Genomic DNA, 13,737 nt, shown 5'->3' with positions numbered 1-13,737 from the left:
TTCGCACGTGTTGTTCGACACTGGCGAAGACGCATGAAGCGCTTGTACATCGAGAGTAACCACCGTGCGCGGGTGGTATGCCCGTGTTCGCCGTCGGCATATCGCCGTGACGGGTGATGACGCGCGGATGCCGGGCGGATGCCGGAGTCGCGGTTGACATGCATATCGAAAGTCGATATGTTAACGATTGTCGGTAACAACGATAGTCGATAAGGAGTGGACAATGTCCCCCACGAAGAACGACCGGACGCTGAGTCGCGGCGACGTCGGAGCCCTCGTCGGGTTCTGCATCGCCGGCGTCGTCATCGCCGTGTACTTCACGGTGTACTCGATCGTCCGCATCATCGAACTGGCGGGCGGACGACAGGTCCCCGTGCGCGTCGAGTTCCGCGGCGACAGCGTCGACCTCCCGCTGTCGACAGGTGGCAGCATCCCGGTCGGACTCGAGAGCGGCACGATCGTCGCCCCGCAGCTGCCCCTCGTCGCCGTCGTCCCGGGGATCATCGCCCAGGTGCTGCAGATCATCACGGTGGTCGTCGTGATCGCGTGCCTCATCCTGCTCGCCCGCTTGACGATGGGAGGACGCATCTTCGGGCGCGGACGCACCGCGGTCGTCGCCACTGCGGGCATCACCGGCCTCCTCGGCTTCTCCGGGGTGCGCTTCTTCGACAACATGCTCGCGAACGCCACGGTCTCGCGCATCGCCGACAACGGCATCGACAACGCAGTCCTCACTGTCGAGCCGTTCACCTTCATCCTCGCGGCGTTCGTGGTCGCGCTCATCACCACGGTGTTCTCGATCGGCGACCGCCTGCAGCGCGAGACGGAAGGACTCGTCTGATGTCGACGAACGCCGCCACCCCCACGCGCTCGGAACGCGCCGATGCGATCACCGTGATCCTGTACGCCGGTGCAGCCCTCGTCATCGTCGGCATCGTCACGGTCATGCGGGCGCTCGACACCTTCCGCGCCGACGGCATCGCCTGGTCGATCCCGATCGACGAGCAGCCGATAGAGGCGACCGTGGACTCGGGCTCGATTCCCGTCGAGGGGATCGCGCAGCACGCGATGGTCGTCGCTTCGGACGTCAACGCGGTGTCCATCGCCGCGATCATCGCGGCCATCGCGCTGTGGGCGCTCGCGGCGCTCGCGATCATCGCCGCGGTCGCGCTCGTCGCCTGGAACTTCCTGCGTGGCCGCTTCTTCGTACGGGGCAACGCCCGCGCGTTCGATGTGATCGGCTGGACCCTCGTGCTCGCCCCGCTCCTGATCGTGATGCTCGAGACGATGGGCCGGAACGGCGTGACGGCCGCCCTCGGCCTGAGCGCGGCCGAGCCCACGCATCCGATCGAGTTCTGGGCGATCGCCCCGATCTTCGCCACGGGAGTGACGGTCGGCTTGATCGCCGTCGCGTTCCGCCGCGGGATCCGCGTGCAACAGGAGCGGGACTCGCTCGCCGACGACACCCGGGGCCTCGTATGACTCCGGCGGAGAGCGACGACGAGCTCACCGGCATCCACTGCCGACTCGACGAGCTGCTCGCCGAGCGCGGCATGACGCTGACCGAGCTGAGCGCACGCGTGGGCGTGAGCATCGTGAATCTGTCGGTGCTGAAGAACGATCGTGCGCGGGCGATCCGGTACTCGACGCTGCGCGCGATCTGCGATGCCCTGCAGTGCGAGGTCGGCGAACTGCTCGTGCTCGCCTGACGCCGAGTCAGACCGTCGGCTGCTGCGGTACCGACGGCGCGAGCGGCTCGACCACGACGGCCGTGCCGTAGGCGCAGATCTCGGTGAAGTTCGCGATCGATCCGGCGTCGAAGCGCATCGCGACGATCGCGTTGCCGCCGCGCTGCTGGGCCTCGGCCCACATGCGCCCCATCACGACCTGTCGCGCCTCGTACATGACCTGCGTGTACTCGGGGATCTCGCCGCCGCCGAGCGAGCGGAACCCCGCGGCGAACCCCTGGCCGAAGTCGGTCGACCGCACCGTGAGGCCCATGACCTCCCCGAGCACCTGGGTGATGCGGTAGCCGGGGATGTCGTTCGTCGTCACCATGAACATGACGCCATCGTGGCACTCCGCCATCCCGGGCGACAGATCATGGCGTGGGGATTTCTCCCCATGCAACCCCCTCTATGAATTCGCTGTGCGCCAATACTCTGGTGTGCATGAAGCTCAACGACCGGAACCTGCGCCCCGCCTCCCGACTGCTCCTGGCCCTGCCCATCGCGGCCGTCGCCCTCTCGCTCGCCGCCTGCGGCGGCCCCGCCGAACGCCCCTCCGCCGAGGACGTCTCGGACGGACTCATGAAGGTCCTCGAGGACCAGGGCATGGGCGACACCCTCACCGAGCCGATGGTCCTGTGCCTCTCCGAGGCCCTGGTCGACTCGGAGGTGTCGAACGACACGCTGGCCGCCATCGCGAAGGGCGACCAGAACGCGCAGACCAACCAGGACGACTTCGACCTCGTCCAGTCCACGATCACCGAGGCCGGGCCGGACTGCGTCACCGCCGAGTAGCAGGCATCGATGAAGGATGGCGGATGCTGCGGCATCCGTCATCCTTCGTCATAACGGCCCCGGGAATGTCAGCCGGCTCCTAGCGTTGACCGATATGTCGCGCACTCGCGCGCATCTGTCCGTCCACGCGCGTCCCCCGTCGCGCAACGACCCTGGAGTCCCCACCCCATGAGCACCACCGCGCGCGCCGCCAAGGCGCCAGACACCCGCGGGCCGGTCCGGAAGCTGCTGACCTCGTTCGGCTTCCAGATCCTCGCGGCCCTCGTCCTCGGCATCGCCGCCGGACTCGTCGCCCGCCAGCTCGGCGCGACCGCCGACGCCCCCAACGGCCTCTCGGCGACGCTCGACACGATCGGCAGCTCCTACGTGACGCTGCTGCGCGCCGCCGTCGTCCCGCTGATCTTCACCGCCATCGTCGCGAGCATCTCGAACCTGCGCCGCGTGCAGAACGCCGCACGCCTCGCGGGTCAGACCCTGCTGTGGTTCGCGATCACCGCGTTCATCGCCGTGACGATCGGCATCGTGCTGGGCCTCGTGATCCAGCCCGGCTCCCGCGCCGGCGAGGGCCTCGAGCCCAGCGACCCGTACACGGTCGGCACGTGGTGGAACTTCCTCCTCGGCCTCATCCCCCAGAACTTCCTCGGCCTGGGCGTCAGCACCAACCCGGGCGCGGTCGAGGGCACGTTCACCTCGAGCGTGAACTTCAACATCCTGCAGGTCATCGTCGTCGCGGTCGCCGTGGGCATCGCCGCACTGAAGGCCGGCAAGAAGGCGGAGCCGTTCCTCGCGTTCACCGAGTCGCTGCTCAAGGTCATCCAGCGCGTGCTGTGGTGGATCATCCGCATCGCCCCGATCGGCACGTTCGGCCTCATCGGCGCCGCGGTCGTCAAGTACGGCTGGGAGAAGCTCGCCGCGCTCGGCTGGTTCGCGATCGCCGTGTACATCGGCCTCGCGCTCGTGCTGTTCGTCGTCTACCCGGTGCTCGTGAAGACGCACGGCCTGTCGATCAAGCAGTACTTCTCGGGCGTGTGGCCCGCCGTGCAGCTCGGCTTCGTGAGCCGCTCGTCGATCGGCACGCTGCCCCTGACCGAGCGCGTCACCGAGCGCAACCTCGGCGTGCCCCGCTCGTACGCGTCGTTCGCAGTGCCGTTCGGCGCGACCACGAAGATGGACGGCTGCGCCGCGATCTACCCGGCGATCGCGGCGATCTTCGTCGCGCAGTTCTTCGGCATCGAGCTCAACATCGTGCAGTACCTGCTGATCGTGCTCGTGTCGGTCGTCGGCTCCGCCGCCACGGCCGGCACCACGGGCGCGACCGTCATGCTCACGCTCACGCTGTCGACCCTGGGCCTGCCGCTCGAGGGCGTCGGCCTGCTGCTCGCGATCGACCCGATCCTCGACATGGGCCGCACCGCGGTCAACGTCGCGGGCCAGGCGCTGGTGCCGGCGATCGTCGCCAAGCGCGAGGGCATCCTGAACGAGGACCTCTACAACGCGCCGCGCGAGGGCCTGCCCTTCGCCGACGACAACGACGACGAGCCCGAGGCGGACGCCACGGCATCCGCGTCGGAGCCCGCCGCCACCCGCTGACGCGCGCGTCACCGTACGAAGCGCCTCGCCCCTCCGGGGCGGGGCGCTTCTGCATCCCCGAGCCCCCGTCCGACCCGTCCGACCCGGCCATAGATGGAAAACGTCTCGCACCGGGACCCGGCAGCGACGTTATCCATCTCGCGACCGGCATATCGGCGGGAGGGGACGGCGGGAGGGGACGGGACGGGACGTGGCGGGATGGGATGCTCAGGCGCGGCCCTGCTGGCGGGTAGCGCCGCGCGTGTCGAGCGCCAGCTCCTCGGCATCCATGGCCGTCATGAGCTCGCGCATGACCTCCTCGTCGAGGTTGCCGGCGTCGCGCTCCTGCACGAGGATGTCGCGACGCACCTGCAGCCACCCGCGCGACAGCGCCACGAGGTCGTCGAACGAAGGACGGCGCACCGCGGCATCCTCGACCTCCTGCGCCTCGTCGGTGTCCTTCTGCACGCGCGTCATGCGCTTCGTGAACGCGTCGAACATGTCGAGGTCGGCGGGGCCGTGCTTCGCCTCCCACTCGGCGCGCTTCTCGGCGAGGAACTCCTTGCCGGCCGCGCGGCTCTTCGCCTTGACGGCCTCCAGCGCCCGCTCGTCCTCCTCCTCCTCGGAGTCGGTCGCGATCCCCAGGCCGCGGATCAGCATCGGCAGCGTGAGGCCCTGCAGCAACAGCGTGCCCACGGTGACGATGAACGCCACCACGACGATCGCGTGCGAGGGCTCGGTCCCGAGTCCTGCGAGGTCGGCCGCGGCGAGCGCGGTCGCCAGCGTCACGACGCCGCGCATCCCCGCCCAGGAGATCACGGCGTTGTCCTTCCAGGTGAGCTGAAGCCCCGCCATCCGGTCGCGCACGATCTTCGACCGCAGCTCCTCCGGCGTGTACTCCTTCCACCGCTTCGACTCGCGGCGGCGCTCGTCGAACGCCCCCGACGCGACGCTGCGATCCCAGCGCTCGAGGCGCCTGCGGTCCTGGAAGTTCGACCACATGTTGGTCGGATACACGTACAGCGGACGCATGACGAGCACGACCAGCAGCACCGCTCCGGACAGCAGCAGGATGCGGGGAACCTCCTCGCCGCCGAGGTCGCTCAGCACCCGCGGGAACTGCAGGCCGATGTACGCGAACACGAAGCTCTCCAGCAGCAGGTCGGCCGAGAGCCACAGGGGCTTCTCCTGCTGGCGGGTCGTGTAGTCGGTGCGCGGGGAGTTGTAGCCGACGAACAGGCCCATCGCGACGACCGCGAGCACTCCGGACCCGAGCAGGTGCTCGGCGATCGCGTAGGCGCCGAAGGGGGCGAGCAGCCCGAACGTGCCGATCACGACCGCGTCGTTCACCCGCATCCGGAGCTGGTGCAGCACCGCCCCGAACACGAGTCCGACCGCGACGCCCACGCCCACCGCAAGTCCGAACTGTCCGATCCCGCCCCACACCGAGACCGTCGCGCCCGCGATGATCGCCGCGAACACGCGGTACAGCGTCAGCGAGGTCGCGTCGTTGATGAGGCTCTCCCCCGACAGCACGGTCATGATGCGGCGCGGCAGACCGAGCTTGCGGCCGATCGCGGCGGCCGAGACCGCGTCGGGCGGGGCGACGATCGCACCGAGCAGCAGCGCGCCGGGCAACGTGAGCGAGGGCAGGATCCACCAGGCGACGAGCCCGACCGCGACCGAGGTCAGCAGCACGAGCGTGATACCGAGCCGGCGGATCTGCGGCAGGCTGCGCTTGAACCCCACGAACGACACGTCCAGCGCGGCCGAGTACAGCAGCGGCGGCAGCACGAGATTGAGCAGCAGGTGGCCGTCGATGTCGACGTCGGGCACGAAGGGCAGGAAGGATGCCGCGAGCGCGACCACCGTCACGAGCAGAGGTGCCGGCCAGCCCCGCCATCGCGCGACCGCCGCGACGACCACCGCACCGACGAGCACATAGAAGATCTCGGCATCCATGCCCCTCAAGATACTGCGCGGGGAATGCGCGCTGCAGTCCGCGGGTTGGAGAGGGGGTGACTGCTCTCTCCGTCCTCGACCTCGTCCCGGTGCGCACCGGGCAGACCAGCGCCGAGGCCATCGCGGCCTCCCTGTCCCTCGCCGAGACGGCCGACCGGCTGGGCTATGGCCGGTACTGGTTCGCCGAGCACCACAACATGCCGGCGGTCGCGTCCACCACTCCCCCGGTGCTGATCGCCGCCGCCGCGATGCGCACCTCCCGCATCCGCCTGGGATCGGGTGGAGTGATGCTGCCGAACCACGCGCCGCTCATCGTCGCGGAGCAGTTCGCCGCGCTCGAGGCGATCGCGCCGGGACGCATCGACCTCGGTCTCGGCCGCGCACCCGGGAGCGACCCCGTCATCACGCAGCTGCTGCGCGGATCGGGCACGACGAGCGACGTCGAGCAGTTCCCGCGCCACGTGCAGGACATCGGCGCGCTCACCTCGGACGAGGGCGCGACCGTGCGCTTCACGTCCGGCGGCGAGTACACCGTGCGCGCGACGCCCGCCGCGACCGGCGCCCCGGAGATCTGGCTGCTCGGGTCGAGCGACTACTCCGCTCAGCTCGCCGCCTCGCACGGACTGCCCTACGTGTTCGCGAACCACTTCTCGGGGCAGGGCCTCGAGCGCGCGCTCGACCTGTATCGCAGCGGGTACCGGCCGAGCGAGGAGCATCCCGAGCCGCGCACGTTCCTCACCGTGAACGCGGTCGCCGCACCCACGCAGGAGGAGGCCGAGGCCCGCGCCCTGCCACAGCTGCGCATGATGGCGCGGCTGCGCCTGAACAAGCCGCTCATCGCGCTGGAGACCGTCGAGGAGGCACAGGCCGCCGAGACGGATGCCGCCGAGCAGCAGGTCGTGGAGGGCGCGCGCTCGCGCTGGTTCGTCGGGACGGGCGAGTCCGTGGCCGCCGAGGCGCAGGCGTTCGCCGCGGCGCACGGCGTCGACGAGATCATGCTGTCGCCGGTCGCAGGCGCGTACGAGGCCGAGCCGCGCGACGCCGCCGGCGGGCGCGCGCAGACGCTCGAGCTCATCGCCGAGGCGCTGTAGCCCGCGGCATCCCGGCGCTCGCGGGAAGGGCTGGTTTTCGCGCACCTTCGGGCGTAGCCTCAGCGGCAATGGAAGGGGTTCGATCATGAGCACGAAGACTCTGGCCCTCTGGGTGGCGTACGGAACGAACGGCGTGGTCGGCAGCATCCGACACGATGACGAGGGGTACACCGTCGTCATGGCGGGCTCGGATGCCGCATCCGGCACCTTCCCCAGCCTCGCGTCGGCGAAGGGCGCCCTGCACGCGAAGATGCGGCCGGGCAGCGCCTGGCCGATGTTCCGCGAGCACTGATCCGCCTCCCCCTCCCCACCCCGCGCCCCGTCACCCGGCCCCCATCCGGGCGATATGCCGGTCGCGAGATGGATAACGCCGCTGCGCGGTCTCGCTGCGAGGCGTTTTCCATCTGTGGCTGGCTTGGGCGCGCCGCGAGCGCTCGGCGGATGCGGGAGATGACGTCGGTGGAAGCGTCGAGATCGTGCTGCGTCAGACGGATCACGATCCACCCGAGGTCCTCGAGACGCCGCTGTCGTGCGATGTCGCGTCGCCACTGCGCCTTGTCCGTGCGGTGCCCGTCTCCCTCGTACTCGATCGCGATCCGCTGGTCCGGGTAGGCGAGGTCCACGCGCGCGACGAACTCGCCGCCGCTCCAGACCTCGTGCTGGATGACCGGCTCGGGAAGCCCGGCGTCGACGATCATCAGTCTGGTCTGCGTCTCCTTCGGCGACTCCACGGCGTCGCGCACACGAAGCAGAGCCCGCCGAACCTTCGCGATCCCGGCCGATCCACGCCAGTTCTGCACGCGGGATGCGAGTTCCTCCCGCGACACCCGGGGACGTCGGACCTCCCGAAGACCGGGGTAGTTCCCCGACGACGTGATCACGGCATCGAGCATCACGACGAGCTGATCCGCAGTCAGCTCAGGAGCGCAGCTCAGGACAGCGGCGACGGGATCGACCACGGGCACCCCGTGCACCCGCCAGGTCTGCGCACGGGACAGGGCGAGACGTCGCCCCGCGACCCCGTGGGTGCGCGGCGGATTGCGGCGATGGCCCACGGCGATGTGCAGCGGCTCGTCTGCGCGCCACCCCGTCGGGCACGGCAGTCCCCACAGGCGGACGGCCGTGATCCCGACGAATCGCTGGCCGTCGCGGAGGCGCGGAACGTAGCAGCTCACGGTCTCCAGGAACGTCGTCGGCGGTTGGAACGCACGGATGCCGGAGAACGGACGCGCCAGGTCTGTGGCATCCGCCCGGCCACGGCGCACCCCGAGCGCCGATGCCTGCGCAAGGCTGAACCTGTCTCCCAGCTCGTGCGGGAGGTCGCTGCGATGACGCATCCGGGAAGCCTGCCAGCGTCCCTCGCCGCAGCGCCGTCCTCCGTCCGCTACGCCCACCGGATCGGGATAAGCCGCCCCCGCGGCCTCCTGTGCAGGGCGCGTTGCAGGTGGCGAGAGATGGAAAACGCCTCCAGCAGGCATCCCTCAGAGGCGTTTTCCATCTCTCGACGGGAGGGGACGGGACGGGACGGGGGCGGGGGCGGGGCGGGCGGAGCGGGAGGGGACGGGGACGGCTACGCCTCCGGCTCGCCCGAGAGGATGCCGCGCAGCCAGTCGCGCGCCTCGACGAAGACGTCGTCGGCGTAGCGGTCGGGGTACTGCACGATCTGGCGGTCTGCGCGCGGGTACGAGCCGAGGAACACGACGCGCGGGCTGAACCGCCGGATGCCGAGCAGCGCGTCGGCCATGCGCTCGTGGGAGATGTGCCCGTCGGCGTCGATCACGAACCGGTAGCGGCCGAGCTCGTCACCGATGGGCCGCGACTGGATCAGCGAGAGGTTGATCCCCCGGGTCGAGAACTGCTCGAGCATCTCGAGGAGCGATCCGGGGTGGTCGTTCGGGAGCTCGACGATCAGCGAGGTCTTGTCGGCGCCGGTCGGCTCCGGCGCCGTGGTCGTGCGCGTGACGAGCACGAACCGCGTGACGGCCTGCGCGTTGTCGCCGATGTCGGTCGCGAGCACGTCGACGTCGAGGTGCTTCACGACACCGGGAGCGGCGATGGCCGCCTGGGCGGGGAGCGACCCGTCGAGCACGCCGATCGCCGAGGCGACGTTGCTCGCGGCGGGCACGTGGGAGTGGGACGGCAGGTGCTCGCCGAGCCAGCCGTGGCACTGGGCGTAGGCGACCGGATGCGCGGCGATGACCGACACGTCCGACAGCGTGGTGCCCCGCGGGGCCACGAGCACGAAGTTCACCCGCACGAGGTACTCGCCGATGATCCGCAGCCCGGGGATGGTCGCGAGAGCGTCCTGCGTGGTGGAGACGCCGCCCTCGACCGAGTTCTCGATCGCGATCATCGCGGCGTGGCTGCGCCCCTCCAGCACGTCGGCGAGCGCCTCGCCGACGTTGTGCACGGCGCGCCACTCCTGCCCGCGCGCCTCGGCGACCTGCTCGAGCGCCGCCTCCGTGAACGTTCCGGCGGGGCCCAGATAGCTGTAGGTGCGGCGTTCGGTCACGCGTTTCACTGTAGGGCACGCGCCGGGTCCCGGAGGCGACGGGGCGGCCGCTGTCAAGCATCCGACTCGAAGGTGCGCGGATGCCGAGATGGGGGCAGACTGTCTGCATGACGAGCCGTGCCGGCCTCCCCGCGGAGGACACTGACCTGATCGACGTCGACGAGCTGATCTCGGCCTACTACGACCGCACCCCGGATCCCTCCGTCGCCGCGGAGCGTGTGGTGTTCGGCACCAGCGGTCACCGCGGGTCGTCGCTGTCGAAGAGCTTCAACGAGCATCACATCCTCGCCACCACACAGGCGATCGTCGACTACCGGGCGGCGCAGGGCATCACCGGGCCGCTGTTCCTCGGTCGCGACACGCACGCCCTCTCGCTGCCGGCCGAGCGCAGCGCGATCGAGGTGCTCGTCGCGAACGGGGTCGACGTGCGCGTGGACTCGCGCGACGCCTGGGTACCGACGCCGGCGCTCAGCCACGCGATCCTCACGTACAACTGGGGCCGCGCGGCGGACGACGCGGGCCGCGCCGACGGCATCGTCGTGACGCCGAGCCACAACCCGCCGCGCGACGGCGGGTTCAAGTACAACCCGCCGCACGGCGGACCGGCCGACACCGACGCGACCGGCTGGATCGCGAACCGCGCGAACGAGCTGATCGCCGCCGGGCTCGAGGGAGTGAAGCGCGAGCGGTTCGCGGACATCGACTGGGATGCCCTGCCCGGCTATGACTTCCGCGACGCGTACGTGCGCGACCTGTCGTCGATCATCGACGTCGACGCGATCCGCCGGGCGGGTGTGCGCATCGGCGCCGATCCGCTGGGTGGCGCCTCGGTCGAGTACTGGCAGCTCATCAAGGAGGTCCACGACCTGGACCTCACGGTCGTGAACCCCGAGGTCGACCCGACGTGGCGCTTCATGACGCTCGACTGGGACGAGAAGATCCGCATGGATCCGTCGTCGCCCTCGGCGATGGCCTCGCTCGTCGCGAAGCGGGGCGACTTCGACGTGCTCACCGGCAACGATGCGGATGCCGACCGCCACGGCATCGTCACCCCCGACGCCGGGCTCATGAACCCCAACCACTACCTCGCGGTCGCGATCGACTACCTGTTCTCGCACCGTGCCGAGTGGCCCCGCGATGCGGCGATCGGCAAGACGCTCGTGTCGTCCATGATCATCGACCGGGTCGCCGAGTCGCTCGGCCGCCGCCTGCTGGAGGTACCGGTCGGGTTCAAGTGGTTCGTGCCCGGTCTGCTCGACGGCAGTGTCGCGTTCGGCGGCGAGGAGTCGGCGGGTGCCTCGTTCCTCCGAATGGACGGCTCGGTCTGGTCGACCGACAAGGACGGCATCCTGCTGTGCCTGCTCGCGGCCGAGATCATCGCCGTGACGGGCAAGACGCCCTCGGAGCGCTACCGCGAGCTCGAGGAGGCGTTCGGATCGTCGGCCTATCAGCGCGTCGACGCGCCGGCCACGCCCGAGCAGAAGGCGACGCTCGGCAGGCTCGCACCGGATGCCGTCACGGCCACGTCCCTCGCGGGCGAGGAGATCACGGCGAAGCTGTCGAACGCCCCGGGCAACGGCGCCGCGATCGGCGGCCTCAAGGTGCAGACCGAGCACGCGTGGTTCGCCGCGCGGCCCTCGGGCACCGAGGACGTCTACAAGCTGTATGCCGAGAGCCTGCGGGGCCCTGATCACCTCGCGCAGGTGCAGGAAGAGGCCAGGGCGGTCGTATCGGCCGCGCTCGAGGGCTGAGCCCCGAGGCGGGTCACCGCGCTCAGCGAGCGAACCCGAGGCCCCGCTCGTTGAGCGAGCGCAGCGAGTCGAAACGCGCCGCACGTCGGCGGATGCGTTTCGTCTCGTCGCTGCGCTCCTCGCTCAACGACCGAGGTCAAGGACCGGTCGTGCGGGCGAGCACGGCGCCGGCCTCGCGCAGCCAGCGGGCCGGCTCCCGGAGCGCGGCATCCGACGACCCCGCCAGCGCGGTGAGTGACGCGGATGCCGTGAACAGCGCCGTGTCCGCGTCCTCCGTGATGCGACCGGCGGCGAGCATGGCCGCGGCTCCCGCAGAGGACGCGATCCCGGCGAGGAACGACGGGACCTTGCCGTCGCCGGACTGGCCGTCATAGGAGCCCTCGCCGGTGATCACGACGTCGGCTCCGCGGACGGCCTCCTCGAGTCCGATGAGCGCGGCGACCTCGGCGGCACCCGGCGCGAGTGTCGCGCCCCATGCGACGAGCGCCGCGCCCGTGCCTCCCGCCGCCCCGGTGCCCGGGGTGGTCGGATCGAGGTCGAGCAGGGTGGCGAGGCGCGCCAGCCCGGCATCCGCCGTGGTGATGTCGTCGACCGAGTCGAGGCCCTTCTGCGGGCCGAACACCGCTGCCGCACCGCGTGCGCCGATCAGAGGGTTCGTGACGTCGGTGAGAACGCGCACCTCGGGGGCGGCGCGCAGGGCGCTCCGGTCGACGGCGGCGAGGTCGGCGAGACCGCGAGCTCCCCGCGCGACGGGTGCGCCGTCCGCGTCGAGGAACCGGGCCCCGAGGGCGGTCAGCATCCCGGTTCCGCCGTCGGTCGAGGCGCTGGACCCGATGCCGACGACCAGACGGGACACTCCGTGGTCGAGGGCCGCGGCGATCGCCTGGCCGAAGCCGGTCGTGTCGGCATCCCAGGGGCGCAGCTCGTCGAGCAGCTCGATGCCGGACGTCGAGGCGAGATCGACCACCGCGGTCCCGCCCGGCGCTGCGGCGTCGCCGGGCAGCAGCAGCCACGAGGCGTCGATCCGACGCCCGGCGGGCCCGTCGACCGTCACGGGCATCCGGCGCGCTCCGGGCACCGCGGCCTCGAACGCCGCGACCGTGCCCTCCCCGCCGTCCGCCATCGGCCGGTGCACGAACTCGGCGTCGGAGTCGACCGACGCCCATCCCTCCGCGAGCGCCGCGGCGGCGTCGGCGGCCGTGATCGTGCCCTTGAAGCTGTCCGGGGCGAGGACGACGCGGGTCATGCGCCGGCTCCCGGCGTGCTCGACCGCACGACGACGTCGAGCGGCAGCGGGGTCTGCTCCCAGTCGGCGTCGACCGTGGCGCGGAAGGCCTGATAGCCGATGTCGCTCAGCGGCACCCGCACGGTCGTCAGCCCCGGCGTGACGTCGCTGCTCGAGGGCACGTCGTCGAAGCCGCACACCGCGATGTCACGACCGACCTCGCGTCCGGCGTCACGGATCGCCGACATGGCTCCGATCGCGATGACGTCGCTCATCCCGAACACGAGCGTTCCGGGTTCGACGCCCTCCGCGAGCGCTGCCGCCATGCTCGTCGCGCCCGACTCGCGACGGAAGTCCCCGCGCAGCACGCGGTCGACCGTTCCTCCCCCCTCTTCGAAGCCGCTGCGGAATCCCGCGAGACGCTCATCGGAGGTGAGGATGCCGGGCGCTGCGGCGAGCGCGATCGCCGAGCGGTAGCCGAGCGCGGCCATCCGACGACCGAGCTCCTCGGCGCCCGCGCGGTTGTCGATCTCGATGTGCCGGTTCTCGCCGACCCTGGCGCCGAACGTGACGACGCGGCTGCCGAAGCGCGCGAATCCGTCCAGTTCGGCGACCGCGTCGGCATCCGTCGTCCCGCTCGTGCGGGATGCCGCGATGATGAGACCTTGGGGACGCTGACCGCGCAGGGCCCGGACGATCCGCGCCTCGCGGGCCGGGTCGCGCTCGGTGATCGAGATCGTGACGACGAGACCGTGCTCGTCGGCGCCGCGCGCGACGCCGGCCGCGATCAGCCCGAAGTACGGGTCGGCGATGTCGGCGACGAGCAGGGCGATGACCGGGGACGTGCCGCGAGCGGTGGCCTGGGCCGAGACGTTCGCCGTGTAGCCGAGGGAGGCCGCGGCCTGCTCGACCTTCTCGCGGAACGACTCGGCCACCTTGCGATCGGAGCCGTTGAGCACGCGCGACGCGGTCGCAAGCGACACCCCCGCCTCCCGGGCGACGTCGTGCAGGGTGGGCGCCGCTCCGCGCGGCGGCCGCGGCTGACGCACGCGGGAAGGGCTTTCCGGCACACTCATGAGCCGAGCCTACTGGTCACCGCGACCGT

At 70.9% G+C, this 13,737-nt stretch carries 13 protein-coding genes; 7 read left to right on the top strand and 6 right to left on the bottom strand.

Going from position 1 to position 13,737, the window contains the following annotated elements; translation table 11 throughout:
- The first annotated feature begins 223 nt into the window (after positions 1 to 223).
- Genes MRBLMX7_RS12975 through MRBLMX7_RS12965 form a run of 3 tightly spaced genes read left to right on the top strand, consistent with a single transcriptional unit; the run spans position 224 to position 1,709 of the window.
- A complete protein-coding gene (locus MRBLMX7_RS12975; RefSeq protein ID WP_363369137.1) occupies positions 224 to 841 on the top strand; it encodes a hypothetical protein in 618 nt (205 codons plus the stop codon).
- Positions 841 to 1,482 carry a hypothetical protein gene (locus MRBLMX7_RS12970; protein WP_363369135.1) on the top strand — a complete coding sequence of 214 codons (642 nt, stop codon included), beginning with the start codon at positions 841 to 843 and terminating at the stop codon, positions 1,480 to 1,482. Before MRBLMX7_RS12975 ends, MRBLMX7_RS12970 begins: the two co-directional genes overlap by 1 nt.
- A complete protein-coding gene (locus tag MRBLMX7_RS12965; RefSeq protein WP_363369133.1) occupies positions 1,479 to 1,709 on the top strand; it encodes a helix-turn-helix domain-containing protein in 231 nt (76 codons plus the stop codon). The genes MRBLMX7_RS12970 and MRBLMX7_RS12965 overlap by 4 nt, the downstream gene beginning before the upstream one ends.
- Positions 1,710 to 1,716: 7 nt before the next feature.
- Here the strand turns inward: MRBLMX7_RS12965 and MRBLMX7_RS12960 are convergent, their stop codons facing one another.
- Positions 1,717 to 2,064 carry a YbjQ family protein gene (locus tag MRBLMX7_RS12960; RefSeq protein WP_363369132.1) on the bottom strand — a complete coding sequence of 116 codons (348 nt, stop codon included), beginning with the start codon at positions 2,062 to 2,064 and terminating at the stop codon, positions 1,717 to 1,719.
- A 107-nt stretch (positions 2,065 to 2,171) separates the two neighbouring features.
- Here MRBLMX7_RS12960 and MRBLMX7_RS12955 point away from each other — a divergent pair, with 107 nt between their 5' ends.
- Both MRBLMX7_RS12955 and MRBLMX7_RS12950 read left to right on the top strand, forming a co-directional pair.
- On the top strand, positions 2,172 to 2,522 hold the full coding sequence (locus MRBLMX7_RS12955; RefSeq protein WP_363369130.1) for a hypothetical protein: 351 nt from the start codon (positions 2,172 to 2,174) through the stop codon (positions 2,520 to 2,522).
- 168 nt (positions 2,523 to 2,690) lie between these two features.
- Positions 2,691 to 4,112: a dicarboxylate/amino acid:cation symporter gene (locus tag MRBLMX7_RS12950; protein ID WP_363369129.1), complete on the top strand. Its 1,422-nt coding sequence runs from the start codon at positions 2,691 to 2,693 to the stop codon at positions 4,110 to 4,112.
- Positions 4,113 to 4,319: 207 nt separating this feature from the next.
- On the opposite strand, the gene MRBLMX7_RS12945 is transcribed toward MRBLMX7_RS12950, so the two are convergent.
- Complete coding sequence (locus MRBLMX7_RS12945; protein WP_363369127.1) at positions 4,320 to 6,053, bottom strand: cation:proton antiporter; 1,734 nt, start codon at positions 6,051 to 6,053, stop codon at positions 4,320 to 4,322.
- 56 nt (positions 6,054 to 6,109) lie between these two features.
- Here MRBLMX7_RS12945 and MRBLMX7_RS12940 point away from each other — a divergent pair, with 56 nt between their 5' ends.
- On the top strand, positions 6,110 to 7,144 hold the full coding sequence (locus MRBLMX7_RS12940) for an LLM class flavin-dependent oxidoreductase (RefSeq protein ID WP_363369125.1): 1,035 nt from the start codon (positions 6,110 to 6,112) through the stop codon (positions 7,142 to 7,144).
- A gap of 176 nt (positions 7,145 to 7,320) precedes the next feature.
- On the opposite strand, the gene MRBLMX7_RS12935 is transcribed toward MRBLMX7_RS12940, so the two are convergent.
- Both MRBLMX7_RS12935 and pheA read right to left on the bottom strand, forming a co-directional pair.
- The gene (locus MRBLMX7_RS12935; RefSeq protein ID WP_363369123.1) at positions 7,321 to 8,481 is read right to left on the bottom strand and encodes an endonuclease domain-containing protein; all 1,161 of its coding nucleotides are present in this window, start codon (positions 8,479 to 8,481) and stop codon (positions 7,321 to 7,323) included.
- Between the two features lie 233 nt (positions 8,482 to 8,714).
- A complete protein-coding gene (gene pheA / locus MRBLMX7_RS12930; protein WP_363369121.1) occupies positions 8,715 to 9,665 on the bottom strand; it encodes a prephenate dehydratase in 951 nt (316 codons plus the stop codon).
- 98 nt (positions 9,666 to 9,763) lie between these two features.
- Here pheA and pgm point away from each other — a divergent pair, with 98 nt between their 5' ends.
- Positions 9,764 to 11,407 carry a phosphoglucomutase (alpha-D-glucose-1,6-bisphosphate-dependent) gene (gene pgm, locus MRBLMX7_RS12925; protein WP_363369120.1) on the top strand — a complete coding sequence of 548 codons (1,644 nt, stop codon included), beginning with the start codon at positions 9,764 to 9,766 and terminating at the stop codon, positions 11,405 to 11,407.
- A 136-nt stretch (positions 11,408 to 11,543) separates the two neighbouring features.
- Here pgm and MRBLMX7_RS12920 read toward each other — a convergent pair whose 3' ends face one another.
- Positions 11,544 to 12,653: a glycerate kinase gene (locus MRBLMX7_RS12920; RefSeq protein WP_363369118.1), complete on the bottom strand. Its 1,110-nt coding sequence runs from the start codon at positions 12,651 to 12,653 to the stop codon at positions 11,544 to 11,546.
- Positions 12,650 to 13,708, bottom strand: coding sequence for a LacI family DNA-binding transcriptional regulator (locus tag MRBLMX7_RS12915; protein WP_363369116.1), 1,059 nt, complete (start codon positions 13,706 to 13,708; stop codon positions 12,650 to 12,652). Before MRBLMX7_RS12915 ends, MRBLMX7_RS12920 begins: the two co-directional genes overlap by 4 nt.
- Between the last annotated feature and the right edge of the window lie 29 nt (positions 13,709 to 13,737).

The sequence above is a fragment of the Microbacterium sp. LMX7-1.2 genome (assembly GCF_040675935.1).
GTDB lineage: Bacteria > Actinomycetota > Actinomycetes > Actinomycetales > Microbacteriaceae > Microbacterium.
The sequence above is the reverse complement of the archived record's forward strand: the minus strand, read 5'-3'. Positions and strand labels throughout refer to the sequence as shown.